The following is a 23,630-nucleotide window of genomic DNA, read 5'->3' as shown; positions in this document are numbered from 1 at the left end:
CTCTTATCGAGACGGCCCCAAGGGCAAGATCAAGCCTGCCGGCTCTCCATCACGCCGCGCCGTCTTCCTCGACCTTGAGGATGACGGCATCCTTGGCATCGACGGCTCGCCCGTCGCTGGTGCGGATCTCGAGCTGGATGGCCTGTCCGGTCTCGCGTTCCACCAGCCGCGAATGCGGCTCGCCGGGTGCGAACAAATGCGCCTCGCCGAACTTCCGCAGGGCGACCATCACCGGGAAGAGATCCCGGCCCATCTCGGTGAGGTGATATTCCTGGTGTGCGCCGCCATCCGTCGCCGGCACGGCCTTGAGAATGCCGCGGGCGATCAGCGTCTTCAGCCGTTCGGACAGGATGTTCTTGGCGATGCCGAGACTCTTCTGAAACTCGCCGAAGCGCGTCAGCCCGTCGAAAGCATCGCGCACGATCAGCAGCGACCACCAGTCGCCGATCACATCGAGCGATCGCGCGCTCGGACAATAGTCCCCGGTAAGGCTCTTGCGCTTGACCATCGTCTCGTTTGTTTCCGGATGCTTTCCCCAATTTCGGTTGCATCATAAAACCTCATCGTCTATGAGGCAATGGTTTCATTATTAAACCTATTTGAGGTGGAGTTGCCATGCCCTCGGACGTGGAATTGGGGTCCTCCTGCACTGCCGCATTGAAGGCCGGCGCGCCGCAGCCTTCCGGGCTGCTGTCCCGCTCTCTCATTCTGCTTTTTGCGGTGGCGAGCGGCCTTGCCGTCGCCAATGCCTATTTTGCCCACCCCTTGCTCGACGTCATGGCGGACGATCTCGGCCTGTCGCGTGCAACCGCCGGCCTCATCGTCGGCGCGACCCAGCTTGGTTATGGTCTCGGTCTCATCCTGCTGGTGCCGATCGGGGATCTGGTCGACCGGCGCAAGCTGGTCATCGGGCAGTCGCTGCTGTCAGTGCTCGCCCTCGTCTCGATCGCTTTCGCCTCAAGCGCTGCCATGCTGCTCGCCTCGATGGCCGTGATGGGTCTGCTGGCCGTGGTCACCCAGGCTTTCGTCGCCTATGCCGCCAGCCTGGCACAGCCATCGGCACGCGGCGAGGTGGTCGGTATCGTCACCAGCGGCATCGTGCTCGGCATTCTTCTGGCCCGCACCGTCGCCGGCGCTCTCACCGATCTCTCCGGCTGGCGCACCGTCTATGTCGTCTCCGCAGCTGCCACGCTCGCCATCGTCCTGGCCTTGTGGAAGATGCTGCCGGCGCAACAGCGACCAGCGCAGCGTCTGGCATACCCCAAGCTGATCGCCTCTCTCTTCAGCCTGTTCGTGCAGGAGCCGGTGCTGCGGATCCGCGCCATTATCGCCATGCTGATCTTTGCCGACATCACCACGCTGCTGGCGCCGCTGGTGATGCCCCTGAGCGCGCCGCCCTTTTCCTTCTCGCACAGCGTGATCGGCCTGTTCGGCCTAGCCGGCGCTGCTGGAGCTCTCGGGGCGTCCAGGGCGGGACGCTGGACCGACAGGGGCCATGGGCAGCGCGTAACCGGAATCGCACTCGGCCTGATGCTGCTTGCCTGGCTGCCGATCGGATTATTGCCCTATTCGATCCTGTGGCTGGTCCTCGGCGTTCTCGTCATCGATTTCGGCCTCCAGGCCGTGCATGTCACCAATCAGGGCATGATCTACCGCGTCAGGCCGGAGGCGCAGAGCCGGCTGACGGCCGCCTATATGGTGTTCTATTCGATCGGCAGTGCCGTCGGCTCGTCGTCCTCGACGATGGTCTATGCCTATGCCGGCTGGACCGGCGTCAGCCTGCTCGGCGCTGCCATTGCGGCGACTACCTTGGTGTTCTGGGCGGCAACCCTGCGGGCAACCCCCAGGGAGGCGACGCAGGCGATCAATGCCGCCGAGTAATGGTGCGCGATCGAGGGGTTCAGGCCGAATGGCGCCGCTTCAGCTTGCCGAGCAGCGACGTCATTTCCCTGAGGGCCTGCAACTCGCCGCTGTCCTGGGCAACGGCGCAGCCCCTATCCCAGACGGTGATCGCCTCCGGCGCATTGCCTGCCTTGGCATGGGCGGCACCGAGCTGCTTGTAGGCGGCGGCATAATCGGGTTTCAGGGCGATGGCTTGCGTGAGGTGCATGATGGCCCCGGCCGGGTCGCCTTGTTCCAGCCGGGCGCGGCCGAGTGTGAAGCGCGCAAGGGCATTGTCGCGGCCGGAGGCAATCTGCTGTTCGAGGCGGGCGATCAATCCGCCGGAGTCGGCCATGGCTGGGGTTCCTGGATCGAGAGTGTCGACCATCCCGAAAGCGGGGCCGGCCGGTGGTATTGCCGCCGGTGCCAGAGCAGCGGGGCCGTCGTCTTCGCGAGTTCGGTTCCGACGATCGCGCCGGCGATGACGAGATGCGTGGGGATCGACATGCTGCCGATCAATTCGCACTCGATGGAAGCGGCGGCCGAGGACAGGCGCGGGGCGCCGGATTTCCAGTTCTGCCAGTCACCGACGCTGAAGCGGTCTATGTCGCCGAGCTTGCCGGCGAAGGCATCGGCGATGGTTTCCTGGTTGCTGGCGAGCATCGCCACGGAAAAGCGGCCGGTGGCAAGAATGAGCTCGGCCAGGCGGCATGTCCGATTGATCGAAACCAGAACGGAAGGCGGGTCTGCCGAAAGGGATAGCACGGCCGTTGCCGTACGCCCCTGGCGTTCGCCCTGCCAATGAGCGGCGACGACGCACACCGTCGCCGCCAGGTTCGACATCGCCTCGGCGAACTCCGACCGGTCGATGGGAGACCGCTGCGGCGATGTCCATGCCATCGGGGTGACGGGGGCGGAACGGTCGATCTCACGCATGATACCTTCTCCCGCTCTGCCCGACATACCCCGGCCAGTGGTCAAAGCGCAGCCAGATTGGCTTCGGCGAATTCGTAATTGGCCAGCTTGTCGAGGAAGTTCGCGACGTAATCGGGGCGACGGTTGCGGAAGTCGACGTAATAGCTGTGCTCCCAGACGTCGAGGCCGAGCAGGGGCGTGCCTTCGCCGGTGGCGAGCGGATTGGAGCCGTTGGGCGTCTTGGTGACCTTCAGCTTGCCGTCCTTGCCCGCGACGAGCCAGGCCCAGCCCGATCCGAACTGCGTGGTCGCCGCGGTCTTGAAGGCTTCCTTGAAAGCCTCGGTGCCGCCGAGATCGGCATCGATCCTGGCCTGCAGCTTGCCGGGAATGCCGCCGCCATTCGGGCTGAGCGCCTGCCAGAAGTGAATATGGTTCCAATGCTGTCCGGCATTGTTGAACACCGGTGCCGCCTCCGGCCGGTCCTTGACCTGGGCGATGATCTCTTCGAGTGTCTTGCCCGCGAGTGCAGGATTCTTTTCCACGAAACCGTTCAGGGCCGTGACATAGGCCTGGTGATGCTTGCCGTGGTGGAGCTCCAGCGTTTCCTGGCTCATGCCGCGTGCGGCGAGGGCATTGATGCCATAGGGCAGGGCGGGCAGCGTGAAGGCCATGGTCTTTCTCCATCCTTGAGGACCGCGCCCGCCATCCACGGACGCGCAATCCATTTTCAAAGTTTTTTCTTTGAAAAACGAAATGCCTCATATGTCAAGCCGACGGTTGGAAAATCACCAGGCTTCGCCTCGGAATGGCTTCGGAAGTCCGACCCGCAGTCTATTCGCCCGCATCACGCAGGGCTGTCCGGCAGCAGGCGCATTATGTCCTCGAATATCTCCTGCCATTCGGCTTCGGTCATCTGCACGAATTGAAAGCTGTGCAGGAAGAAGAGGCCCTCGGAGGCGAGAAAGGCGAGGCGCGCCTTGCGTCCTTCGGGAGAAGAGGGATCGATAGCCGTCAGATAACGGCGGTACCAGGCCCGGGTATCGGCCAGCTGGTCCGGGCTCTGGATCAGGGTTGCCAGCATGGCGGCCGAACGGGAAGCATCTTTTTCGTCCGTATGGCGATTGGCCTCGACATAGGCCCGCACCATGGCGAGAGGACCTGGCTGTTTGGCCGCGATCCGGGCGACCTCGGCGTCGAAACCTGCAGTCCAACGCTCCAGCATGGCTTTGAGCAGGCCGTCCTTGCTACCGAAGCAATATTGCACGCCGCCCTTGGTGATGCCCGCTTCCTTGGCAACCGCATCGATAGTCAGGCCGGCGGGGCCGGTGCGCGCCACCACGGCTTCGGCCGCATCGAGAACCTTGTTGCGATCGATGCTGCGGGGCCGGCCGAGGCCACTTCTCTCTTTTGTTTCCATACGTATGTATTTATATTGACCGGGTGGGGTGGGCAAGCGGTCCGCTTTGCGCGGACAAGTTTCATTCAACGCTGAACTCGATCATGGCATATCACAATCGCTGGCTGGTTCTCGCAATCGTTTCGAGTGCCCTGTTCCTCATCGTCGTCGACCTGACCGTGCTCTACACGGCGTTGCCGCGGCTGACCCATGACCTGGCGGCGACCGCCTCCGAAAAGCTCTGGATCCTCAATGCCTATCCGCTGGTCGTCGCCGGCCTGCTGCCGGGCTGCGGCACGCTGGGCGATCGCATCGGCGCCAAGCGCCTGTTCATGGCCGGCCTGATCGCCTTCGGCGCGGCCTCGCTGCTGGCGGCCTTCGCACCCGGTTCGGCCGTGCTGATCGCCGCCCGCGGCTTGCTGGCCGTCGGCGCGGCCATGATGATGCCTGCCACCCTTGCCATCATTCGCCTCACCTTTTCCAGCGAGAAGGAGAGGGCCTTCGCCATCGGTGTCTGGGCAGCCGTTGCCTCGAGCGGCGCGGCTTTCGGACCCGTGCTCGGCGGCCTGCTGCTCGAATTCTTCTGGTGGGGTTCGGTCTTCCTGATCAACGTTCCCGTGGTGATCGGAGCGTGGCTGGCGGCTTGGCTTGTGCTGGAAAACCGTCCGAGCCGTGCCACCCATCCTTGGGACCTCGTCGGCTCGCTGCAGATCATGGTCGGGCTGATCGCCGCGGCCTATGCCATCAAGGAACTGGGCAAGCGTTCGCCGAGCTGGGAGGCCGCCCTCCCGGCTGGGCTCCTTGCCGCTCTGGCATTCTTCCTTTTCAGGCGGCGGCAGCGCCGGAGCGAGATGCCGCTGATCGATTTCGGCCTGTTCCGCAATCCCGAATTCGCCGCGGGCGTCATCGTCGCCACCGTATCATCGGCGGCCCTGATCGGCGTGGAACTGGTGTTCAGCCAGCATCTGCAACTGGTGCGGGGTCTGTCGCCGCTGCAGGCAGGCCTGCTGCTGCTTCCCGTTCCCCTGGCATCGATCGTGGCGGGGCCATTGGCGGGCCTCGCTCCGCCGCGGCTCGGGACCCGTCACGTGCTGTGGATGTCGCTGACACTGGCGGGTGGCGGTCTCGCCGTCTTCCTGCTGACGCATGATGGAACGGCGGCGCTCTGGCTGACGGCGCTGAGCGCCATGGGGTTCGGCGTCGGGGCGTCGATGTCGGCCGCGTCCAGTGCGATCATGGTCAATGCGCCGGAGGAGCGGGCCGGCATGGCCGCTTCGATCGAGGAGGTCTCCTACGAACTCGGCGGTGCACTTGGGGTTGCCGTGATGGGCACCATCATGTCGGCGATCTACACGGCAATGCTGGTGCTGCCGTCCGACCTGCCGGTTGCCGGTACCGTGCGCGACAGTCTGGACGAGGCCCTGCTTGCGGCCGAAGGACTCCCTTCGCCCTCGGCCGACACGCTGGTGCGGCTGGCACGTTTGGCTTTCGAGCAGGCCTTTCTCGGCGTGCTCGCCGTCTGCTCGCTGCTCTTCCTGCTGACGGCCCTCGTCGTCGGCCTGATGGGGCGCCGGCGGGATCGGATGGGTGACCGTCAACCGATCGGTTGACGATCAGGCCTGTTCTCCGGCTTCGCGGCGTCGACCTTCTGCTCGCGCAACTCGAACCACATGGCGTTGAGAATGGCGAAGGAGCAGGCAAGGCCGACCCCGAGGATCCAGGAAAAGTACCACATGGACCGACCTCCTCAGTAGGCGTTGGGATTGCGGCCGATCGAGTCGGCCGTGACAGGGCCGCGCATCACGCGGAAGACCCAAGTGGTGTAGGCCAGGATCAGCGGCAGGAAGACCGCCGTCGCCAGCAGCATGACGAAGAGCGTCATGTGACTGGAGGACGCGTCCCACACGGTGAGGCTGACCTTGGGATCGAGCGAACTCGGCAGCAGGAAGGGAAACAGCGCCAGGCCAGCCGTGGCGATGATGCCGATGATGCCGAGGCTGCTGCCGGCGATCGCGAGTTTACCCATGCGGGCCGACAGGCCGGCAAAAGCCACCAGCGGGCCAAGCAGGCCAAGGGTCGGCGCGGTCCACATCCAGCCGTGGCTATGGAAGTTGGCGAGCCAGCGCCCCGTTTCGAGCGCGACCGACTTGCCGAGCGGATTGGATGGCCCGAGCGGGTCCTGCTGGCTGGTGACGACATAGCCGTCTATGCCATAAGCGATCCACACACCGCCGAGGGCGAACAGCGCCAGGGTTGCCAGCGCGGCAAGACGGCCATAAGAGCGCGCTCGCTCCGTCATCGGCCCCTGCGTTCGGGCCGAAATCACGGTCGCGCCATGGGTGACCAGCATGGCGAGGCTGACCAGCCCGGCGAGCAGCGGGAAGGGCCTCAGGAGACCGAAGAAGGTGCCGCTATAGGACGGGCGTAGCGTGGCGTCGAGGCCGAAGGGCACGCCCAGCAGCACATTGCCGACGGCGACCCCGAAGATCAGGGCGGGCACGAAACCGCCGAGGAACAGGGCGCAATCCCACAAAGTGCGCCAGCGCGGGTCCTGGAGTTTGCCGCGGAACTTGAAACCGACGGGCCGCAGGATCAAGGCCAGCAATATGGCGATCATTGCCAGATAGAAGCCGGAAAAGGACGTGGCATAGAGCGCCGGCCAGGCGGCGAAAATCGCGCCGCCGCCCAGGATCAGCCAGACCTGGTTGCCTTCCCAGGTCGGCCCCATCAGGTTGATGAGGATGCGGCGTTCCTCGTCGGTGCGGGCGGCAAAGGGCAGCAGGGCCCCGATGCCGAGGTCGTAGCCATCCATGATGGCAAAGCCGATCAGGAGCACGCCGAGCAGGGCCCACCAGATCAGGCGCAGGGTTTCATAGTCGAGAGGGATCGTGTTCATGGTTGCGTATCCTGATCTGGCTCAGCGCGGCGCGCGGGCGAAGGCGGGCTCGGGCAGGGGGCCTGCGCCCGCCGGCGCTTCGTCCAGTACGCTATGTTCGGACGGTCCCTTGCGGATGGCCTTCACCATCAGGAAGACCATGACGATGAGCAGGCTCGTATAGAGCGCCAGGAAGAAACCGAGGCTGATGACGAGATCGGTCAGGGTGAGGCCGGAGGCGGCGTAGAAGGTCGGCAGCACGCCTTCGATCGCCCAGGGTTGCCGGCCATATTCGGCGACCAGCCAGCCCGCTTCGATCGCCACCCAAGGCAGGGGCAGGCTCCACAAGGCCACACGCAGGAAGGCCCGGTTCTCGCCGAGGCGGTGCCGGCAGCTCATCAGGAAGGCGAGGCCGAAGAAGGCGATGAAATAAAAGCCCAGTGCCACCATGACCCGGAAGCTCCAGAACAAGGGCGCCACGCCGGGCACGGTATCCAACGCCGCGCGCTGGATTTCCTCCGGCGTGGCGTTCTGGATATCGGGGCGGTAGCGCTTGAGCAGCAGGGCATAGCCGAGATCCGGCCATTGCTTGGCGAAGGCCTCACGGGCTGCCTTGTCGTTCGGGTTCTTGCGGATGGCGTCGAGGCTGGCCGAAGCCTGGATGCCGTTGCGGATGCGGAGTTCCGCATGCTCGACCAGAGGCCGGATACCCGGCAATTCCTTGTTCAGGCTGCGGGTGGTGATCAGGCCCAGTACCCAGGGCACCTTGACCTCGTAGCGGTTGCCGTCCTTGCCGGGCAGGGCGAAGAGCGTGAGGCCGGCCGGTGCGGGTTCGGTCTCCCACATGGCCTCGATGGCGGCGATCTTCATCTTCTGGTGCTCGGTGGCGACATAGCCGCTCTCGTCCCCAAGGACGACGACCGACAGGGCCGAGGCGAGGCCGAAGCTCGCCGCTACCACCATGGAGCGGCGGGCGAGCTCGCGGTGGCGTCCGCGCAGCAGGAAGAAGGCGCTGATCGCCATCACGAACATCGAACCGGCGACATAGCCGGCGCTGACCGTGTGCACGAACTTGGCCTGGGCGACCGGATTGAAGATGACCGCGACGAAATCGGTGATCTCCATGCGCATCGTGTCGGGATTGAAGACCGAGCCGACCGGGTTCTGCATCCAGCCATTGGCGATCAGGATCCACAGGGCCGAGAAATTCGCGCCCAGTGCGACCAGCCAGGTAACGGCCAGATGCGCCACCTTCGACAGACGGTCCCAACCGAAGAAGAACAGGCCGATGAAGGTCGCCTCCAGGAAGAACGCCATCAGGCCTTCGATCGCGAGCGGCGCACCGAAGACATCGCCGACATAGTGGCTGTAATAGCTCCAGTTCATGCCGAACTGGAATTCCATCACGATGCCGGTGGCGACGCCCATGGCGAAGTTGATGCCGAACAGCGTGCCCCAGAACAGCGTCATGCGACGCCAGATCGGGTTGCCGCTCATCACATAGACGCTCTCCATGATGGCCATCAGGAAGGAAAGGCCGAGCGTCAAGGGCACGAAGATGAAGTGATACATGGCTGTCGCTGCAAATTGCAGTCGCGACAGATCGACGATGGTGAAATCAATCATAGACGCCAAACCCGGTCCAATACTGGCATTGCGCCAGTTTCAAGTTTCTCTAAACGGGCAGCCCGCGTCGGGCATTGATCGAAATCAATGCCCCAAGCTGCCCACGGCGGCTAAAGATGGTGGAGATTGTGCTTCGGTCGGTTTTGCTTTTTCAAGACAAAATCTAAGGTGTGCAACACTTTGTGCTGCAAGAAGAGCGATAGATAACTGGCGTCATTGGTAAACTATCGAAGTCAATGTTGCTTGGAAGTTCAAATGAGGGGCGCGTGCAACAGGTGAGCGAGACGTCCACCCCGGGGATCGCAGGAGGGGCGAGCGGGCAAGGTCGTTCCACGCTCACCAGCCTCGCGCGCAGTGCAGGGCGAGGACTGGCGATCGCGACCATACTGCCGCTCGCCTCCGGGGCCCTCCTGGTCGCTCAGGCCTACCTGCTGGCTTCGGTGCTGCATCGGGCCGTGGTGGAGGGCGAGAGCGTTGTCGCGCTGGCCGGTCCGATAACCTGGATTGCCATGCTGATCGTCTTGAGGCTGGGCCTGGCAGCTCTGGGAGAGCAGGCGGGCATCGCCGCCGCCGAGAGCATCAAATTCAATTTGCGCAACCGGCTTGCCGCGAAATTGTCGGCAAGCTCGATCGAGTGGTCGGCATCCCGCTCTTCCGGCGCCTTGAGCGCGGCGGTCGTCGACCAGGTCGAGGCGCTTGACGGCTTCTTCGCCCGCTTCCTGCCCGCGAGCATACAGGCGGCCGTGCTGCCGCTGGCTTTTGCCGCCGCGGTCCTGCCGGTCGACTGGCTGGTCGGGCTGCTGTTCCTGCTGACGGCACCGCTCATTCCCCTGTTCATGGCGCTGGTCGGCTGGGGAGCGGAGGCGGCGACCAGGGCCCAGGCCGATGCGCTCGCGCGGCTGTCCGGGCATTTCGCCGATCGCCTGCGCGGCATGACCACGCTGAAGCTGTTCGGGCGTGCCGAGTTCGAGACCCGCGACGTCGAACGGGCGAGCGAGGATCTGCGCCGCCGGACCCTGCGGGTGCTGCGCATCGCCTTCCTGTCCTCCGCCGTGCTGGAGTTCTTCGCGGCCCTCGGCGTGGCCGGCGTGGCGCTCTATGTGGGCCTGACTTATCTCGGGTTTGCGGACCTGCGCGGCTCCTCCCTCACATTGCAGGCCGGTCTGTTCTGCCTGCTGATGGCGCCGGAGGTCTATCAGCCGCTGCGCCTGCTCGCCGCCCATTACCACGACAGGGCTTCCGCCAAGGCAGCCATCGCCGAGATCGAGACGCGCTTCGCAGGTTCGCCGGAAGCCGGTGCCGCCGCTGAGCAATCCGTTCATCTTCCCATGTTGTCCGGCGGGCTGCCGCTCCGGGTCGAGCACCTGACCATCCGGGTGCCCGAGACCGACCGCGTCCTGCTCGACGATGTCTCGTTGGAGATCGGCGCCGGCCGGCATCTGGCGCTGTTCGGCGAAAGCGGCATCGGCAAGTCGAGCTTGCTGGAAACACTGGCTCGCCTCAGGCCGGGAGACGGCATCCATATCGCCGGATTCGACCTCGCAACGATCGACGAAGCCAGCCTGCGGGCGGGCGTCGCCTTCATCAGCCAGCGCTCGCGCCTCTTTCATGGCTCGATCGCCGACAATATCCGGCTGGGCAAGCCTTCCGCCTCGGCCGCGGAAATCGCGCGCGCGGCGGAGCAGGCATGCGTTCGGGATTTTGCCTCGAAACTGCCGGAGGGGCTCGACACCCCGGTCGGGGAAGGCGGCGTCGGCCTGTCGGGCGGGGAGGGACATCGCGTGGCGCTGGCCCGTCTGTTCTTGCGCGATCCCGGTCTGATTCTCCTGGACGAGCCGACCGCGCATCTGGATGCCGCCACGCAGGCTCGCGTGCTCGACGCGCTGCTCGATTTCGCAAAAGGGCGCACCATGATCGTCGCGACCCATTCGCCCGCCGTGGCCGCCCGGCTGAATGAAGCCTGGCGGCTGGCCGGCGGCAAGCTGCTGCCGATGCCCCATCCCCACGCCGGCAGGCTGCAGAAACAGCCGAGGTGGACCGCATGACCGCCTTGCTGTCCTTCTGGCCGCTGTTTCGCCAGCATGTCGGCCGCATGGGATTGGCGCTGACCTTGTCCGTACTCACCCTTGCCGCCGGCGTGGCCTTGCTCTGGGTCTCGGGCTGGTTCCTGACGGCGGCGGCTCTCACCACCGCGGCGGCGAGCTTCAATCTGTTCGGTCCGTCCTCCCTGATCCGGGGCCTGTCCCTGGTGCGAATCCTTTCGCGCTATGGCGAAAGGCTGGTCGGGCACGACGCGACCTTGCGCCTTCTGTCCGCTCTCAGGGGCTGGCTGTTCGCGCGCCTGTTTCCCCGCATTCCCCTGCCTTCGCGCGATCTCAGGCATGGCGATCTCGTCAGCAGGCTCACGGCCGACGTCGATACGCTCGACACGGTCTTCCTGACGGCGTTCGGCCCCATCCTCACGGCCTTGCTGATCGGGACCGCCATGACGGCCGGGCTTTTCGTTCTGCTGCCGGCCGCCGCTCCCATTTACGCAACGGCGATCATCCTCGCTCTTGCCGGCGTTCCGGCCGTGCTGATCCTGTTCTCGCACCGGCTGGGTGCGGACCTGGTGGAAGCCTCCGCCGCGCTGCGTATCGCCATGCTGGATCGCATCGATGGCCATGCCGATCTGGTCGCTTTCGGGGCGGTCGCGGCCGCAAGACAGGAATTCGAGGCAGCCGCCAGGCGGCTCGCCTGCGCCCGGCGTCGCTCGGCGCGGGCCGGCCTGGCGGCCGCAGCGGCCGTCCAGCTTCTGGCCGGGCTCGCCCTTGTCGGCGTGCTCTGGTGCGGCATCGACGCTCTGGGGCGGGCCGAGATCGGCGGTCCTCTGCTCGTCGGGCTGCTGCTTGCGGTGCTCGCCAGTTTCGAGGCGACGGCCATGCTGGTGCGCAGCGTCGCCAAATTCGGTGCCGCCGTGGCGGCGGCCGAGCGGGTACGGGCGATTGCGCAGATGGCGCCGGCGATCAACGATCCCCAACGGCCGGTTACGCTGCCAGGCGGCACGCTTGCCGTAAACCGGGTGACGTTCGGCTTCGATCCGGCGCGGCCGGTGCTGCGCGACCTCAGCCTCACCATCGCAGCCGGCGAACGCGTGGCGATCGTCGGCGAGAGCGGCAGCGGCAAATCGACCCTGCTCGCCTTGCTACTCAGGCTGCACGATCCCCAAGCCGGATCGATCGCCATGGGCGGCACGGATATCCGCACCGTGCGCCAGGCCGACCTGCATGCGCGGATCGCCCTGCTGAGCCAATCCTCCCCCGTCTTTCTGGGGTCGGTGCGCGACAATCTGCTGATCGGCAGGCCGGAGGCGAGCGACGCCGAACTCTGGTCGGCGCTGGAGGCCGCACGGATCGCCGATTTCATACGGAGCCTCCCCGAAGGGCTCGATGCCTTCGTCGGAGAAGCCGGGCGCACTCTGTCCGTGGGGCAGGCACGGCGGCTCTGCCTCGCCCGTGTCCTGCTGTCACCGGCCGAAATCCTGGTCTTCGATGAGCCGACTACCGGCCTCGATCGTACCATGGAGGCGGATTTTCTCGCCGATCTCGCAGTCGCCGCCAAGGGACGCAGCGTCATCCTCGCCACCCATGCCGAGATCCCGGCGGGAGCGTGCGACAGGGTGCTCACGCTCGCCGACGGTCGCCTGGTACCGGTGTCGCTAGCAGGCGGTTGACCGCAACTGCTCGGGCTGTATGCCGATGCCGGCAATGTCGGCGAGCCGGTCCTCGTGCAGAATTTCCACCAGATGGGCGTCCGGCAGCCGGATCAGGCCCTGCATCTTCAGCCTGGTGAAGCAGCGACTGACGGTCTCGATGGTCAGGCCGAGATGGTCGGCGATATCGGTACGCGACATGGCCAGCTGCAGCACCCGTCCACCGCGGGGCTGGCGATTGGCCCGGGCATCGAGCATGAGCAGGAAGCCGGCCAGCTTTTCGAGCGGCGCCAGCCGGCCGAGCATGAGCTGACTGTCGTGGGCCTGGCGCAAGGCCGCCCTGGTCATGCGATGGAGCCGGTCCCGCAGGCTCGGAAATTCGCCCATCAGCAGCTCCATCTGGCGGATGGGAAAGGCGCACAGTTGGGAGGCGACGACGGCTTCCGCCGATTGGGAATGGACGTCGTCGTCGACCAGGCCGAGATAGTCGCCCGGCAGCAGGAAACCGGTGATCTGGCGCCTGCCGTCCGGCAGATCGGTGAAGAGCCGCAGCATGCCGGATGTCAGGCTATAGACCTTGCGGCAGGGATCGCCCTGGCGCAGCAGTGTCTGGTTGGGCTGGAGCGCCGTCGGGCTCATGATGCCTTCGAGACGATGAAGATCGTCGTCGGCCATGGCCGCGCAGAGGGCCCGATGCCGAACGTCGCACTCGCGGCAGGCTCCGCAGGCTTTGCGGACGAGCGTGAGAGAAGAGCGGAAACCGGCTGCTGCGCCCATGATGGAACCCATCGCGTTGCGACCACGTCCATGGGGTAGCAGGCGGGTGGAAACCGGGCGACTGGACATTTCGTCCAGTGGGACCGCCCGTCAACCGCCGCCGAGGCCGGCATCGCGACCGCACACCGGTCGCATGCGACAGCCTGCCTCATCCGGGTCGCCGAGGCGATCGAGGACTGACACGTTTTTGCGATTTGGCTGAATCGCCAAGAGGCGTAAAGACAGCTCGAAGCAAGGGGCCAGAGCTGCGAGGCGTTTTCCTTGAAAACCCCGTTTTGCTCCAGAAAGGATCAGGCGTCATGGCCGATACACTCATCCGGGGCGCACGCATCATCGACGGCACGGGAGCGCCCTGGTATCGCGGCGATGTGCTGATTTCGGGCGGTGCCATCGTCCGCATAGGCCAGGATCTCAAGGCCGACAACGGCACCGCGATCGTCGATGCGGCTGAGCGCTATCTCGCACCAGGCTTCATCGACGCCCATTGCCATGACGACCTTATCTTCCTGCGCGAGCGGGACCGGCCGGAAAAGGCGTTGCAGGGCGTCACCAGCATCGTTGTCGGCAATTGTTCCTTCTCGCTCTATCCGGCGGTTCCGGCGTCGCGCGAAAACCTGCGGCTGCATTTTTCCGGCCTGCTCGGCGAGACCCTGGATAGCGAGATCTTCGAGGACCTCGACGGATATCGCCGGGCACTGACGGGGGAGGGCATCGCGCTCAACCTGGTATCGCTGGTCGGCCACGCGGCGCTGCGCCTTGCCGTGATGGGGCACGATCGTCGCCCGGCCGGAGCGGCCGAGATCGAGGCGATGTGCACGCTGCTCGCCACCCAGCTCGACCAGGGGGCGGCGGGCCTTTCGCTCGGCCTCGTCTATCCCCCGAGCGCCTTCGCCGAAGAGGACGAGCTCTTTGCCCTTGGAAGCACCGTGCGCAGCCGCGGCAAGGTGCTGGCCGCCCATGTCCGTTCCTACGAGGCCGGGCTGCTGGACGCGATCCAGGAGTTCGGCGCTATTCTCAGGCATTCCGGCTCGGCCGGCCTGCTCTCGCATCTGCAATCGGCCGGGCGGCCGAACTGGGGGCAGATCCCGGCGGCGATCGAAGTGCTCGAAGGCATGCGCTGCGAAGGCATCGACATCAGCTTCGACATGTATCCCTATCCGGCCGGCAGCACCTGGCTCCTGCAATTGCTGCCACCTGCCGCCATGGATGGCGGGCTTGACGGCCTCAAGGCCCGCCTGCGCGATCCCGGGCAATTGGCGGTTTTGCGCGAATGGGTCGAACATGGCGGCCCGGCCTTCCATGGCCAGAGCAAGGTATCGCTGATCGGTTGGGGCAATGTCCGCCTGTCGGCGGTCGGCACCGCCGAGCTCAAGCATCTGGAAGGCCTCGACATGGAAAAGGCGGCCGGGCAGCTCGGCGTCACGCCTTTCGACCTGATGCTGCGTTTCATCGAGGAGGATGACGGCCAGACCGGCATCATCCTGTTCCAGCTCGACGAAGACGATCTGCACGCAGCCTGCTGCCACCGGCTTTACATGGCGGGCTCCGACGGCCTGCCTCGGCCAGGCTCCAAGCCGCATCCGCGCGCCTTCGGCACCTTTCCGCGCATCGCCGGGCCGCTCAGGCGCGAGAAGAACTGGTTCAGCCTGGAAGATGCCGTGCGTCGCATGACGTCGGTCGCAGCGCAGCGTTTCCAGCTCGGCGACCGCGGTTTGGTGCGTCCAGGCCTTGCCGCCGACCTCGTGCTGTTCGAGGACGCCATCACCGATCGGGCGACCTTCGAGAACTCGACTCAGTTGCCGACCGGCATCTCCCATGTCTGGGTGAACGGAGGCGCTGTGGTGGCCGAGGGCCGTCAGACAGGCGAACGGCCGGGCAGGGTGCTTTAAACGCAAGCCGCCCGGCGACGCCGCTCCTGCTCTATGTCCGCGCCGATCGCTGCAGAAGTGGCGGACATAGGAGATAGAGCAGGGCGCCCGCCAGCCAGGCCCAGCCATTCCAGCTGGTTAGGGAAGCCGCATAGATCGCGGTAAAGAGCAGCGGGCCGATGATAGACGTCAGGCTGGTAAGGGCGGACAGCGACCCCTGCAACTGGCCCTGCCTGCCTTCTCCGGCCTCCCGCGACAGCATTGCCTGCAAAGCGGGGGCGCCGATGCCTCCAGCCGCCAGCGGAACCATGATGACAAAGGCCATCCAGCCTTGCGAGGCGAAGGCCAGCAGCACATAGCCGAGCGCGTCGGCAGACATGCCGAGAATGACGGCTCGGTGTTCCCCGAGCCGCCGCGCCAGGGGACCCGTCACGACTCCTTGCGCGACGGCATGGAGAATGCCGAAGACAGCCAAAGAAAGTCCGACGGCACCCGTATCCCAGTGGAAACGGTTTTCGCCGAAAAGGACCCAGATCGAGCCGGGCACCTGGCCGACCAGCTGCATGACGAAGAACACCGCCATCAAGGCCATCACCGCCGGCAAGCCACGCACCCAGCGGAAAGAGGCAATGGGATTAAGGGCAGCCCGGGAGAGCGGACGGCGCTCGCCTCGATGGGTTTCCGGGAGAAACAGCAGGGCGAGCAGGCCGTTCAGGCCATTCAGGGCGGCAGCCATGAGGAAGGGGGCGTGCGGGGAAAGGCCGCCGAGCAGGCCGCCGAGGGCGGGTCCGCCGACGAGGCCAAGCCCGAAGAATGCGCTCATCAGGCCGAAACGCCGCGCACGCTGTTCTTCCGGCGTGATGTCGGCGATCGCCGCGCCGGCCACGGCCGCCGTCGCGCTGGTGATGCCGGCGAGGGCGCGCCCGACATAGAGGATCCACAGAACCGGCGCTGTCGCCATGATGGCGTAGTCGATGGCCGCGCCGGCCAGCGAAGCCAGCAGCACCGGACGGCGGCCGAACCGGTCCGACAGGGCGCCGAGGGCTGGCGCGCACAGGAACTGCATCAGGGCATAGGTCGCCAGCAGCACGCCGTAATGTCCGGCCACCGCATCGGCATGGACGAGATTGCGCAAGAGCTCGGGCAAGACGGGCATGACCAGGCCAATGCCGACGGCATCGAGGGCCACGACGCCGAGTATGAGCGGGAGAGCAAATCTGGTTGTCATCGGCGCACCCCGGTCCATTCGATCATAATTTATCATTGATAAGCGGAACCATAGAACTTATCACCGATAAATAGTCAAGCCGGCCGCGATGGATCCGGCTTACTGAATCGGGATCGATGAGGTAGTTCTGCATGGCCGCATCGCCGGGGCCGGAGGCCGGCCCTTCTCGAGGCGATGCCGGGGAAGGACGTTATGGCGAAACTGCAGCGCGAAAAGGTCATCCGAGCCGCACTGGATCTCTTGAACGAGGTCGGCGTCGACGGCCTGACCACCCGCAGGCTGGCCGACCATCTCGGCGTGCAGCAGCCAGCCCTCTATTGGCATTTCAAGAACAAGCGGGCTCTGCTCGATGCCCTGGCCCATGCCATGCTCGCCGAACGGCACACGCATGCGGTGCCGAAGCCGGGTGAAGATTGGTGTTCTTTCGTCACCAACAATGCCCGCAGTTTCAGGCGGGCCCTGCTTTCCTATCGGGACGGCGCACGCATCCATGCCGGCACCAGGCCCAGCGGTGCGGAAACCGCAAATGCCGAGGCACAATTGCGCTGCCTGACCGAGGCGGGGTTCACCATGGCCGACACCACCTACGCGCTGATGACCATCAGCTATTTCGTAGTCGGTTCGGTGATGGAGCAACAATCGGCGCAGGCGGATGGAGTCGAGCGCGACGAGACGCGTTCCGCGGCCGCGGTGTCGCCCCTGCTGGCTGAGGCGATGGAGACCTTCGACCGGGATGGGTCCGAGGCGGCGTTCGAACGGGGATTGAGCTTCATCATTGCCGGCATGAGGGAGAGATTGCAGCGATGAATGCGATCGAGCAGGGACGTGCCTTGCGCAGGCTGCGCATGCTGAAAGGCATCAAGCAGAGCCATCTGGCCGAACTGCTCGGCGTGGACCAGGCCAGCATTTCCCGTTGGGAAAGAGGGATCATGCCGCTCGGGCAGGATCGTTGGGTGGCCATCCTGGATCTTCTTGCCGCTACGCCGGTTCCGGCGGAAGATGCCGCCCTGAAGCGCCTGGTGGCATCGTCGACCGCCAAGGTCCATCTCATCTGCGACCATAGCCATCGCCTTCTGGCGGCGTCCCTGCCGCGGCAGGCAGAATGGCATGTCGATCTGCCCGAACTGCTCGGCAGGTCGCTGCTCCCCTATGCCTCGGATGAAATCCTGGCGGCAGAGGAGAGGCTTGCTGCCCGGGGCTGGCATGAAGGCTACCTGGCGTCGCTGACGCTGGAGACGGGCGCCAATGGCGATCCCGTCCTGCCGATCGAGCCGAGCCGTGTGCTGTGGGAGCGCGTGAGGCTGGCGGACGGCAGCGCCGGGCGGCTGGTCACCACCGTCACCTGATCGGCGCCTGCATATTTTATGCGTGCCCGGTGCAGCTTGCGATCGTTAGTCGTCGGTGCCGGATGCCAATAGCGGATAGTTCACCATGACGATTTTGGTAACAGGCAGTGCCGGACATCTGGGCGAGGGTCTGATGCGCACCTTGCGGGCCGGCGGCCGGCCTGCCATCGGCCTCGACCTCAAGGCCTCGCCCTTCACCGATATTGTCGGCTCGATCGGTGATCGCGCATTCGTGGAGCGCCACCTGCCGGGCGTGCGCACGGTTCTCCACGCGGCGACGCTGCACAAGCCGCATGTGGCCACCCACGGCTACCGGGACTTTCTCGACGTCAATGTCCAGGGGACGCTGGTGCTGCTCGAGGCGGCCGCTGCCGCCGGCGTGGAAGCCTTCGTCTTCACCAGCACGACCAGCGCTTTCGGCTCTGCCCTGACGCCAGCGGCGGGTGAACCGGCCGCCTGGGTCACCGAGGACGTAACGCCCATCCCGAAGAACATCTATGGCGCCAGCAAGATCGCGGCGGAGACCTTGTGCGAGCTTTTCGCCCGCCGCCATCGCCTGCCGGTCATCGTGCTGCGCACTTCGCGCTTCTTCCCGGAAGCCGACGACGATCCCGAGATGAGACAGCGCTACGGCACGGACAATGCCCAGGCCAACGAACTGCTCAACCGCCGCTGCGACATCCAGGACGTGGTCGACGCCCATCTGGCGGCGGCGGACAGGGCGCCCTCGCTCGGTTTCGGCCGCTACATCATCTCTGCAACCACGCCGTTCGGCCCGGGCGACTGCGCGGCGCTGCGGACGGCCGCACCGGCGCTCGTGCACCGTCTGTTTCCCGATTGCGCCGAACTCTATGTCGCCAAGGGTTGGAGCTTGTTTCCGCAGTTGGATCGCATTTACGTCAATGCCCGGGCACGGGCCGAACTCGGCTGGCGCCCGCGCTATGATTTCCGGCATATGCTCGACTGCCTGCGCGAGGGGCAGGATTTCCGGAGCTCCCTTGCAGGTCTGGTCGGCAGCAAGGGCTATCACGACACAGTGTTCTCGGAAGGGCCTTATCCGGTTCACGATTGATGGCCGGACAGGCAGGTTTTCCGGAGGCACCAATGACCGCGCCTCCGGAAGAACGCTTCTGCCGGGGAACTACAGGCCGGCGAGCCAGATCTTGGTCTGCTGGACATCCGCCTGCGTCAAGCCATGGCCGGCCGGCAACGTCTCGTGGCGCACGGAGGCTCCGCGTTCCCTGAGAACATCGGCCAGTGCGCCGGCGTTGGCGGCAGGCACGATTGGGTCGGCGGCTCCGGAGAGCATCAGCACCGGCTTGCCGCCCAGCTCCGCCGGCGGAGGCGAGCGCAGGGGAGTCATCGGCCTGAGAAGCACCGCGCCGGCCAGGGCCTGCGGATGCAGCAACAGGAGCGCAGCGGCGATATTGGCGCCATTGGAAAAGCCCAAAGCGACAGGTGCCCCGAGGCCATAAGCCTCACTTGCCTCGGCAATGAAGCCAGCCAGGTCGGAGGCCCGCCGGCGCAGGTCCTCTTCATCGAACACACCTTCGCTCAGTCGCCGGAAGAAGCGGGGCATGCCGTTTTCCAGCACCTTGCCGCGCGGAGAAATGAGGGCCCGGCCGGGAGCGACCAGTTCGCCGAGGCCGATGAGATCGTTTTCGTCGCCGCCCGTCCCGTGCAGGAGCAGGAGAGGGGGGTGCTGCCTATCCTGTCCGGGAACGAAGCGGTGGATATGCGATAAGTTGGATGTCGTCGTCATGATGATTGTCTCCTCGGATCGAGGGTGGTGGGAACTTAAACGGGGCGCATCTAGGGCGCGCTTTGCCCGAGGCGGGGCAGGGAGGCTTCCAGAGCCGAACGGCGGGCTTCCAGGAAGGGAGGAAGTTTCAGGGTTTGGCCGAGCTCGGACGCAGGCTCGTCCACGGCAAAACCGGGAATATCGGTCGCGATCTCGAACAGAACATGCCCGGGTTCGCGGAAATAGACCGAGCGGAAATAGTTGCGGTCCTTCTGCTCCGTGGTGCGGATGCCGTGGTTTTCGGCAAGCTTGCGAACCATTGCGGCTTCCTCGGCGTCATCGGCCGCGCGAAAGGCGATGTGATGTACGGAGCCGCCGCCGAGGCGAGCCGGCAGGTAGCCGCTGGCCTCGCGAATGTCGATGACGCTGCCGGCGCCGCCGTCCGGCACGCGATACCGCACCAGGCTGCCCTCGCGGCCGATTTCGCTGAAACCGAAGATGTCGGTGAGGACGGCACCGGTCGGAGCCGCCTGCGCAAGCAGCAGGTTGACGCCATGGAAACCGCGGATAGCGGCATCGGCAGGAATGCCGGCGTCGGTCCAACCGGTCTCATTCTCGATACCGGGCACGGCGGCGAGCGCGAGGCGCATGCCGTCCGGGTCCTGGAAGGACAGCACGGGGTCGCCAAAACGCCGGGTCAGCGGCTGATGGGCGACGCCGTTCTCGACGAAGCGCTGCGTCCAATAGGCGATCGAGCCCTCCGGCACCCGGAACACTGTTTCCTGCGTCTCGCCGAGACCGATGCGGCCCGGCGCGACATGCTCCCAGGGAAAGAAGGTGAGGATGCTGCCGGGATGGCCGGCCTCGTCGCCGTAATAGAGATGATAGGTGCCGGGATCATCGAAATTCACGGTCTTCTTGACCAGCCTAAGGCCAAGTATCCGAGTGTAGAAATCGAGGTTTCGCTGGGCGGGACCCGCAATGGCCGTGACGTGATGGATGCCTTTGCTGCTCATGGCGAAATTCCTTCCGGTGGGGATCGTTGGTTCCTTCGCCACTGAGATAGGCCCGATATGCCGGGAATTTCCATTGCGCCGATGCAATGAGATGGTTGGCGTCCACGGTATTGAATTGTCGATATGAAAGGTAATATAGGTGCCGGATGGGTCGGAGGCGTCGCTGGGGAATTTAAGGTGGGGGACGGTTTTCCGAATTTGGCCTGGGACGATCTGCGCCCTGTAAAGGCGATCGCCGATACCCGTAACCTGCCCACGGCGGCAGCGCGCATCGATATCGATCACTCGACCGCTTTCCGGCGGCTGCGCCAGATCGAGCAGACGCTGGGGGTCACACTGTTTGAAAAGCACCGTACGGGCTACACGCTGACATCGGCGGGCGAGGAAGTGGCCGGGCTCGCCGACCGTGTCGACGAGGATATCGTCTCGGTGCTGCGCCGGCTCGCCGGCAGCGAACTCGACCTTGCCGGCGAGTTGCGCATAACCACCAACGACACCCTGCTGGTCGAACTGCTGACGCCGCTGCTGGCCCGGTTCGCGGAAGCCTATCCGGGTATGCGGCTCGACGTGGTCCTGTCGAATGCCGCGCTGAATCTTTCCAAGCGCGATGCCGATATTGCCATTCGTGCGTCCGATGCGCCGCCGGACACGCTGGTCGGCCGGCGCGTCGCGCGTATCGGCTGGGCTCTCTATGGCAGGGCGGAAGATTTTCCCGAGCCTGGCCTGCCGGATCTGGAAGCGCTGCATGGCCGGCGCTGGGTGGCACTCGGTGACAATCTCGCCACGCTCAAGGCCGTGCGCTATGTCAAGGCTCACGTCGCGCCGGAGCGCATCGTCTACCGCGTCAACTCGGTGCTCGGCCTGGCCGAAGCCGTCGAGGCCGGCATCGGTATCGGCCACCTGCCCTGTTTCATCGCCGGAACCCGGCCGGGGTTGCGGCGTATTGGATCAGTCAATCCGGAATTCGGGGCGGATCTCTGGCTGCTCACCCACCCTGATCTCCGGGACGCCCCGCGCATACGAGCGTTCCTCGATTTCATTGCGGCGGAGATCGTCCGGCGCCGCGCCTTCATCGAAGGGACCTAGAACCCACGTCGTGATTTGGCCGAGACGTTGGACTCCAGAGGCTGAACACCCTCCGTTTCCTGCATTCGCAAACGCAGTCGTCGTGCTAGAGCAAAGTGCAATTTCTCCGAATTGCACTTTGCTCTCTAATTCCTTATTTTGACGCGTTTTCTTAATCGAAAAGTCTATCAACTTTTCTGGAAAACGCTCTAGGTCCTCGTCATCGAGACGCCGCCATCCGCCAGCAGGGCCGTCCCCGTCACGAAGCTCGACAGGTCCGAAGCGAGATAGAGCGCGGAACGGGCGATCTCCTCGGGGCTGGCCAGGCGCTTGAGGGCGTGCAGCCCTTCGACGAAGGCGCGTGCCTCCGGGGTGTTGGAGACGCTTCGCCCCATTGGTGTATCGGTCCCTCCCGGCAACAGGGCGTTGGCGCGAATGCCCCTGGCGCTGTATTCGCTGGCGATTACCTGGGTGAGGCCTATCAGGCCGGCCTTGCTGGCGGCGTAGGCGGCCATGCCGGGAAAGCCGACGGTGTAGCCGACGAAAGTCGAGGTGAACACCAGGGTTCCGCCACCACGCGCCAGCATGGCGGGGATCTGGTGCCGCGCCGCCAGGAAGGCACTGGTCAGGTTGATCTCAATTGTATCGCGCCAGCTTTCCGGGGAGATATCGGTCAGCGGCGCCATTTCTCCGGTGGTGCCCGCATTATTGAAGGCGATGTCGAGCCCGCCGAAATGCCGCTGGGCGGCATCTACCAGGGCAAGCTGGTGGTGCTCGTCCTGGATGTTGCCGGCGAGCGCGACGGCCTTGCCGCCGGCAGCGGCGATGTCTGCAGCGACCTTGCCGAGGGCACCGCGGCGGCGCCCCGACAGGACGACCGCAGCACCTTCGGCGGCAAACAGGCGCGCCGAGGCTTCGCCGATACCCGAACTGGCGCCGGTTATGATGGCAACCTTGTTTTCGAGCGTAGACTTCATTTCCCGAACCTCCAATTCGCTTGGGAGGTTCTTGTTCTCCAGGCATGGGCTGATCGCGACCCGTTTCCTCTGGTCTCGCTGTTTTCAGCCATTCCCTGTTTCCTGGGAAATCGCCAAGCGGGATAGCGGCCGCTAAAAGTCTCCATCCATCCGCATATCTGCCCGGACGCGGGCAACGTCTGAGAATGAACCCATGATCTCCTTTCCCTTCGGCCGCAGACGCCTCGCCGCTGTCCTGCTTGCGAGTCTTGCAGCTGGATTTCCCGCGGCGTCGGCGCTGGCCAGCGGGCGCCTGCCGCCGCTTCCGCTTCCTGCCCAGCACTTCGCCAGTTTCGAGACCTGCCTCGAACATTTGGAGGCCGTGCAGCGCGCCGACATGGCCGGGGTGGCCGAGGGAGCGGTTGCCGATGGCGAGAACCGCACGCGCCAGAAACTGGTCGACAGCGAGGGTATCGTGCGTGTCGGCGCGCAGACCGCGCGCTACCGGGCTCGCGTCGGCAACCAGTTCCGCGTCACCGATCGCCAGAAGGGAATGATCGAAACGACCTTCAGCTATGAAGAGACCGCCCTCGAATGCCAGGGTGGTGAACTCACGGGGAACGCGACTTCGGGCTATATGCTGCCTGGCATTGAGCAATTGCCCGCTGCGGCCGAGCATCCGTAAGCCACAGACTGAGCCGATGGCGATGTCTTGCGCGCATTCGGCAACCGCGCCTCTGATGAGGCGCAGTCTGCATACCGATCACTGGCGCAATGTTGCTCCGTCGGCTGCCTTGCTCGCGGCTTCCTCTCTCGAGGCCACATTGAGAACGCGCAGCAGCAACGAGACGTGGTTGCGAACCGTAAAGGGGGAGATGGCCAGCGCCCGGGCGATCTCCTTGTTCGACTTGCCCTGGACGATCAGGTCCAGAATGTCCTGCTGGCGCGGCGTGAGCATCGGCGTCAGGTGCAGGCCCTGGTCCGGGCCGGCCCAGCTTTCGAGCGCTGCCATGACCTGTTCGGCCGCAACCAGCTTGCCGTCGGAACCGCCAGGCTGAGCCGTCAGCAGAAAGATCGTGGCATTGGGAAGGTGCCGGCGCAATTGCGCCAGGGCATCCTCGCCATCCATTTCAATGATCGCCATGACGGCGCGGCGGATTTGGACGGGAGGGGCGGAGGAGGAAGACGTCAAAGCAATGTGTCTCAATCGAAATGTCCCAGTCATCGCGGGCGAATTTCCTGGCGGCTG

The 23,630-nt window shown here is 65.2% G+C and carries 24 protein-coding genes; 10 read left to right on the top strand and 14 right to left on the bottom strand.

The features are described from left to right. Window positions 1-49: 49 nt before the first annotated feature. The gene (locus J8I29_RS17310; protein WP_105863019.1) at window positions 50-508 is read right to left on the bottom strand and encodes a helix-turn-helix domain-containing protein; all 459 of its coding nucleotides are present in this window, start codon (window positions 506-508) and stop codon (window positions 50-52) included. 107 nt (window positions 509-615) lie between these two features. Between J8I29_RS17310 and J8I29_RS17305 the strand changes: the two genes are divergently transcribed. After that, the gene (locus J8I29_RS17305; RefSeq protein WP_209432594.1) at window positions 616-1,881 is read left to right on the top strand and encodes an MFS transporter; all 1,266 of its coding nucleotides are present in this window, start codon (window positions 616-618) and stop codon (window positions 1,879-1,881) included. 19 nt (window positions 1,882-1,900) lie between these two features. Here the strand turns inward: J8I29_RS17305 and J8I29_RS17300 are convergent, their stop codons facing one another. The 4 genes from J8I29_RS17300 to J8I29_RS17285 all read right to left on the bottom strand — a co-directional run bounded on the left by J8I29_RS17300 (window position 1,901) and on the right by J8I29_RS17285 (window position 4,213). Continuing rightward, window positions 1,901-2,236, bottom strand: a complete 336-nt coding sequence (locus J8I29_RS17300) for a tetratricopeptide repeat protein (RefSeq protein ID WP_209432593.1) — start codon at window positions 2,234-2,236, stop codon at window positions 1,901-1,903. Next, window positions 2,215-2,817, bottom strand: a complete 603-nt coding sequence (locus J8I29_RS17295; RefSeq protein WP_245197089.1) for a flavin reductase family protein — start codon at window positions 2,815-2,817, stop codon at window positions 2,215-2,217. Before J8I29_RS17295 ends, J8I29_RS17300 begins: the two co-directional genes overlap by 22 nt. Before the next feature lie 41 nt (window positions 2,818-2,858). Then, window positions 2,859-3,467, bottom strand: a complete 609-nt coding sequence (locus J8I29_RS17290) for a superoxide dismutase (RefSeq protein WP_209432592.1) — start codon at window positions 3,465-3,467, stop codon at window positions 2,859-2,861. 173 nt (window positions 3,468-3,640) lie between these two features. Further along, a complete protein-coding gene (locus J8I29_RS17285; RefSeq protein WP_209432591.1) occupies window positions 3,641-4,213 on the bottom strand; it encodes a TetR/AcrR family transcriptional regulator in 573 nt (190 codons plus the stop codon). 83 nt (window positions 4,214-4,296) lie between these two features. Here J8I29_RS17285 and J8I29_RS17280 point away from each other — a divergent pair, with 83 nt between their 5' ends. After that, window positions 4,297-5,802 carry an MFS transporter gene (locus J8I29_RS17280; protein WP_209432590.1) on the top strand — a complete coding sequence of 502 codons (1,506 nt, stop codon included), beginning with the start codon at window positions 4,297-4,299 and terminating at the stop codon, window positions 5,800-5,802. Here the strand turns inward: J8I29_RS17280 and cydX are convergent. Genes cydX through J8I29_RS17265 form a run of 3 tightly spaced genes read right to left on the bottom strand, consistent with a single transcriptional unit; the run spans window position 5,787 to window position 8,693 of the window. Then, window positions 5,787-5,927, bottom strand: coding sequence for a cytochrome bd-I oxidase subunit CydX (gene cydX, locus J8I29_RS17275; protein WP_209432589.1), 141 nt, complete (start codon window positions 5,925-5,927; stop codon window positions 5,787-5,789). The genes J8I29_RS17280 and cydX overlap by 16 nt on opposite strands. A 12-nt stretch (window positions 5,928-5,939) precedes the next feature. After that, window positions 5,940-7,088, bottom strand: coding sequence for a cytochrome d ubiquinol oxidase subunit II (gene cydB, locus J8I29_RS17270; RefSeq protein ID WP_105863026.1), 1,149 nt, complete (start codon window positions 7,086-7,088; stop codon window positions 5,940-5,942). A gap of 21 nt (window positions 7,089-7,109) precedes the next feature. Next, complete coding sequence (locus tag J8I29_RS17265; RefSeq protein ID WP_209432588.1) at window positions 7,110-8,693, bottom strand: cytochrome ubiquinol oxidase subunit I; 1,584 nt, start codon at window positions 8,691-8,693, stop codon at window positions 7,110-7,112. Between the two features lie 266 nt (window positions 8,694-8,959). Between J8I29_RS17265 and cydD the strand changes: the two genes are divergently transcribed. Beyond that, a complete protein-coding gene (gene cydD / locus J8I29_RS17260) occupies window positions 8,960-10,738 on the top strand; it encodes a thiol reductant ABC exporter subunit CydD (protein ID WP_348536055.1) in 1,779 nt (592 codons plus the stop codon). After that, window positions 10,735-12,405, top strand: a complete 1,671-nt coding sequence (gene cydC, locus J8I29_RS17255) for a thiol reductant ABC exporter subunit CydC (RefSeq protein WP_209432586.1) — start codon at window positions 10,735-10,737, stop codon at window positions 12,403-12,405. The genes cydD and cydC overlap by 4 nt, the downstream gene beginning before the upstream one ends. Here cydC and J8I29_RS17250 read toward each other — a convergent pair. Beyond that, entirely contained in the window at window positions 12,391-13,161 is a 771-nt protein-coding gene (locus J8I29_RS17250) for a helix-turn-helix domain-containing protein (RefSeq protein WP_209432585.1), read from the bottom strand. The genes cydC and J8I29_RS17250 overlap by 15 nt on opposite strands. Window positions 13,162-13,460: 299 nt before the next feature. Here J8I29_RS17250 and J8I29_RS17245 point away from each other — a divergent pair, with 299 nt between their 5' ends. Next, on the top strand, window positions 13,461-15,050 hold the full coding sequence (locus tag J8I29_RS17245; RefSeq protein WP_209432584.1) for a D-aminoacylase: 1,590 nt from the start codon (window positions 13,461-13,463) through the stop codon (window positions 15,048-15,050). A 31-nt stretch (window positions 15,051-15,081) separates the two neighbouring features. On the opposite strand, the gene tet is transcribed toward J8I29_RS17245, so the two are convergent. Next, window positions 15,082-16,257: a Tet(A)/Tet(B)/Tet(C) family tetracycline efflux MFS transporter gene (gene tet, locus J8I29_RS17240; RefSeq protein ID WP_209432583.1), complete on the bottom strand. Its 1,176-nt coding sequence runs from the start codon at window positions 16,255-16,257 to the stop codon at window positions 15,082-15,084. A gap of 192 nt (window positions 16,258-16,449) precedes the next feature. On the opposite strand from tet, the gene tetR reads away from it, so the two are divergent. The 3 genes from tetR to J8I29_RS17225 all read left to right on the top strand — a co-directional run bounded on the left by tetR (window position 16,450) and on the right by J8I29_RS17225 (window position 18,675). Beyond that, window positions 16,450-17,064, top strand: coding sequence for a tetracycline resistance transcriptional repressor TetR (gene tetR, locus J8I29_RS17235; RefSeq protein WP_209432582.1), 615 nt, complete (start codon window positions 16,450-16,452; stop codon window positions 17,062-17,064). Further along, window positions 17,061-17,603: a helix-turn-helix transcriptional regulator gene (locus J8I29_RS17230; RefSeq protein ID WP_209432581.1), complete on the top strand. Its 543-nt coding sequence runs from the start codon at window positions 17,061-17,063 to the stop codon at window positions 17,601-17,603. Before tetR ends, J8I29_RS17230 begins: the two co-directional genes overlap by 4 nt. A gap of 85 nt (window positions 17,604-17,688) precedes the next feature. Beyond that, entirely contained in the window at window positions 17,689-18,675 is a 987-nt protein-coding gene (locus J8I29_RS17225; protein ID WP_209432580.1) for an NAD(P)-dependent oxidoreductase, read from the top strand. A gap of 69 nt (window positions 18,676-18,744) precedes the next feature. On the opposite strand, the gene J8I29_RS17220 is transcribed toward J8I29_RS17225, so the two are convergent. Continuing rightward, complete coding sequence (locus J8I29_RS17220; protein WP_209432579.1) at window positions 18,745-19,365, bottom strand: alpha/beta hydrolase; 621 nt, start codon at window positions 19,363-19,365, stop codon at window positions 18,745-18,747. A gap of 50 nt (window positions 19,366-19,415) precedes the next feature. Then, entirely contained in the window at window positions 19,416-20,360 is a 945-nt protein-coding gene (locus J8I29_RS17215) for a ring-cleaving dioxygenase (protein WP_209432578.1), read from the bottom strand. A gap of 177 nt (window positions 20,361-20,537) precedes the next feature. Between J8I29_RS17215 and J8I29_RS17210 the strand changes: the two genes are divergently transcribed. Next, the gene (locus J8I29_RS17210) at window positions 20,538-21,446 is read left to right on the top strand and encodes a LysR family transcriptional regulator (protein WP_348536053.1); all 909 of its coding nucleotides are present in this window, start codon (window positions 20,538-20,540) and stop codon (window positions 21,444-21,446) included. A 188-nt stretch (window positions 21,447-21,634) separates the two neighbouring features. On the opposite strand, the gene J8I29_RS17205 is transcribed toward J8I29_RS17210, so the two are convergent. Continuing rightward, on the bottom strand, window positions 21,635-22,402 hold the full coding sequence (locus J8I29_RS17205; RefSeq protein ID WP_209432576.1) for an SDR family oxidoreductase: 768 nt from the start codon (window positions 22,400-22,402) through the stop codon (window positions 21,635-21,637). Between the two features lie 193 nt (window positions 22,403-22,595). On the opposite strand from J8I29_RS17205, the gene J8I29_RS17200 reads away from it, so the two are divergent. Then, a complete protein-coding gene (locus tag J8I29_RS17200) occupies window positions 22,596-23,066 on the top strand; it encodes a hypothetical protein (protein WP_209432575.1) in 471 nt (156 codons plus the stop codon). A 78-nt stretch (window positions 23,067-23,144) separates the two neighbouring features. Here J8I29_RS17200 and J8I29_RS17195 read toward each other — a convergent pair whose 3' ends face one another. After that, window positions 23,145-23,525: a LuxR C-terminal-related transcriptional regulator gene (locus tag J8I29_RS17195; RefSeq protein ID WP_245197087.1), complete on the bottom strand. Its 381-nt coding sequence runs from the start codon at window positions 23,523-23,525 to the stop codon at window positions 23,145-23,147. Window positions 23,526-23,630 lie beyond the last annotated feature (105 nt).

Source organism: Labrys sp. LIt4 (assembly GCF_017813775.1).
In the GTDB taxonomy this organism is placed as follows: Bacteria; Pseudomonadota; Alphaproteobacteria; order Rhizobiales; family Labraceae; genus Labrys; species Labrys okinawensis_A.
This window is presented reverse-complemented; position numbering and strand designations above follow the sequence as displayed.

What these genes read in the sequence shown, in the direction of transcription:
- J8I29_RS17310 (WP_105863019.1), bottom strand. Translation starts at nt 508, where the DNA reads ATGGTCAAGCGCAAGAGCCTTACCGGGGACTATTGTCCGAGCGCGCGA.
- J8I29_RS17305 (WP_209432594.1), top strand. Translation starts at nt 616, where the DNA reads ATGCCCTCGGACGTGGAATTGGGGTCCTCCTGCACTGCCGCATTGAAG.
- J8I29_RS17300 (WP_209432593.1), bottom strand. Translation starts at nt 2,236, where the DNA reads ATGGCCGACTCCGGCGGATTGATCGCCCGCCTCGAACAGCAGATTGCC.
- J8I29_RS17295 (WP_245197089.1), bottom strand. Translation starts at nt 2,817, where the DNA reads ATGCGTGAGATCGACCGTTCCGCCCCCGTCACCCCGATGGCATGGACA.
- J8I29_RS17290 (WP_209432592.1), bottom strand. Translation starts at nt 3,467, where the DNA reads ATGGCCTTCACGCTGCCCGCCCTGCCCTATGGCATCAATGCCCTCGCC.
- J8I29_RS17285 (WP_209432591.1), bottom strand. Translation starts at nt 4,213, where the DNA reads ATGGAAACAAAAGAGAGAAGTGGCCTCGGCCGGCCCCGCAGCATCGAT.
- J8I29_RS17280 (WP_209432590.1), top strand. Translation starts at nt 4,297, where the DNA reads ATGGCATATCACAATCGCTGGCTGGTTCTCGCAATCGTTTCGAGTGCC.
- cydX (WP_209432589.1), bottom strand. Translation starts at nt 5,927, where the DNA reads ATGTGGTACTTTTCCTGGATCCTCGGGGTCGGCCTTGCCTGCTCCTTC.
- cydB (WP_105863026.1), bottom strand. Translation starts at nt 7,088, where the DNA reads ATGAACACGATCCCTCTCGACTATGAAACCCTGCGCCTGATCTGGTGG.
- J8I29_RS17265 (WP_209432588.1), bottom strand. Translation starts at nt 8,693, where the DNA reads ATGATTGATTTCACCATCGTCGATCTGTCGCGACTGCAATTTGCAGCG.
- cydC (WP_209432586.1), top strand. Translation starts at nt 10,735, where the DNA reads ATGACCGCCTTGCTGTCCTTCTGGCCGCTGTTTCGCCAGCATGTCGGC.
- J8I29_RS17250 (WP_209432585.1), bottom strand. Translation starts at nt 13,161, where the DNA reads ATGGGCGCAGCAGCCGGTTTCCGCTCTTCTCTCACGCTCGTCCGCAAA.
- J8I29_RS17245 (WP_209432584.1), top strand. Translation starts at nt 13,461, where the DNA reads ATGGCCGATACACTCATCCGGGGCGCACGCATCATCGACGGCACGGGA.
- tet (WP_209432583.1), bottom strand. Translation starts at nt 16,257, where the DNA reads ATGACAACCAGATTTGCTCTCCCGCTCATACTCGGCGTCGTGGCCCTC.
- tetR (WP_209432582.1), top strand. Translation starts at nt 16,450, where the DNA reads ATGGCGAAACTGCAGCGCGAAAAGGTCATCCGAGCCGCACTGGATCTC.
- J8I29_RS17230 (WP_209432581.1), top strand. Translation starts at nt 17,061, where the DNA reads ATGAATGCGATCGAGCAGGGACGTGCCTTGCGCAGGCTGCGCATGCTG.
- J8I29_RS17225 (WP_209432580.1), top strand. Translation starts at nt 17,689, where the DNA reads ATGACGATTTTGGTAACAGGCAGTGCCGGACATCTGGGCGAGGGTCTG.
- J8I29_RS17220 (WP_209432579.1), bottom strand. Translation starts at nt 19,365, where the DNA reads ATGACGACGACATCCAACTTATCGCATATCCACCGCTTCGTTCCCGGA.
- J8I29_RS17215 (WP_209432578.1), bottom strand. Translation starts at nt 20,360, where the DNA reads ATGAGCAGCAAAGGCATCCATCACGTCACGGCCATTGCGGGTCCCGCC.
- J8I29_RS17205 (WP_209432576.1), bottom strand. Translation starts at nt 22,402, where the DNA reads ATGAAGTCTACGCTCGAAAACAAGGTTGCCATCATAACCGGCGCCAGT.
- J8I29_RS17200 (WP_209432575.1), top strand. Translation starts at nt 22,596, where the DNA reads ATGATCTCCTTTCCCTTCGGCCGCAGACGCCTCGCCGCTGTCCTGCTT.
- J8I29_RS17195 (WP_245197087.1), bottom strand. Translation starts at nt 23,525, where the DNA reads ATGGCGATCATTGAAATGGATGGCGAGGATGCCCTGGCGCAATTGCGC.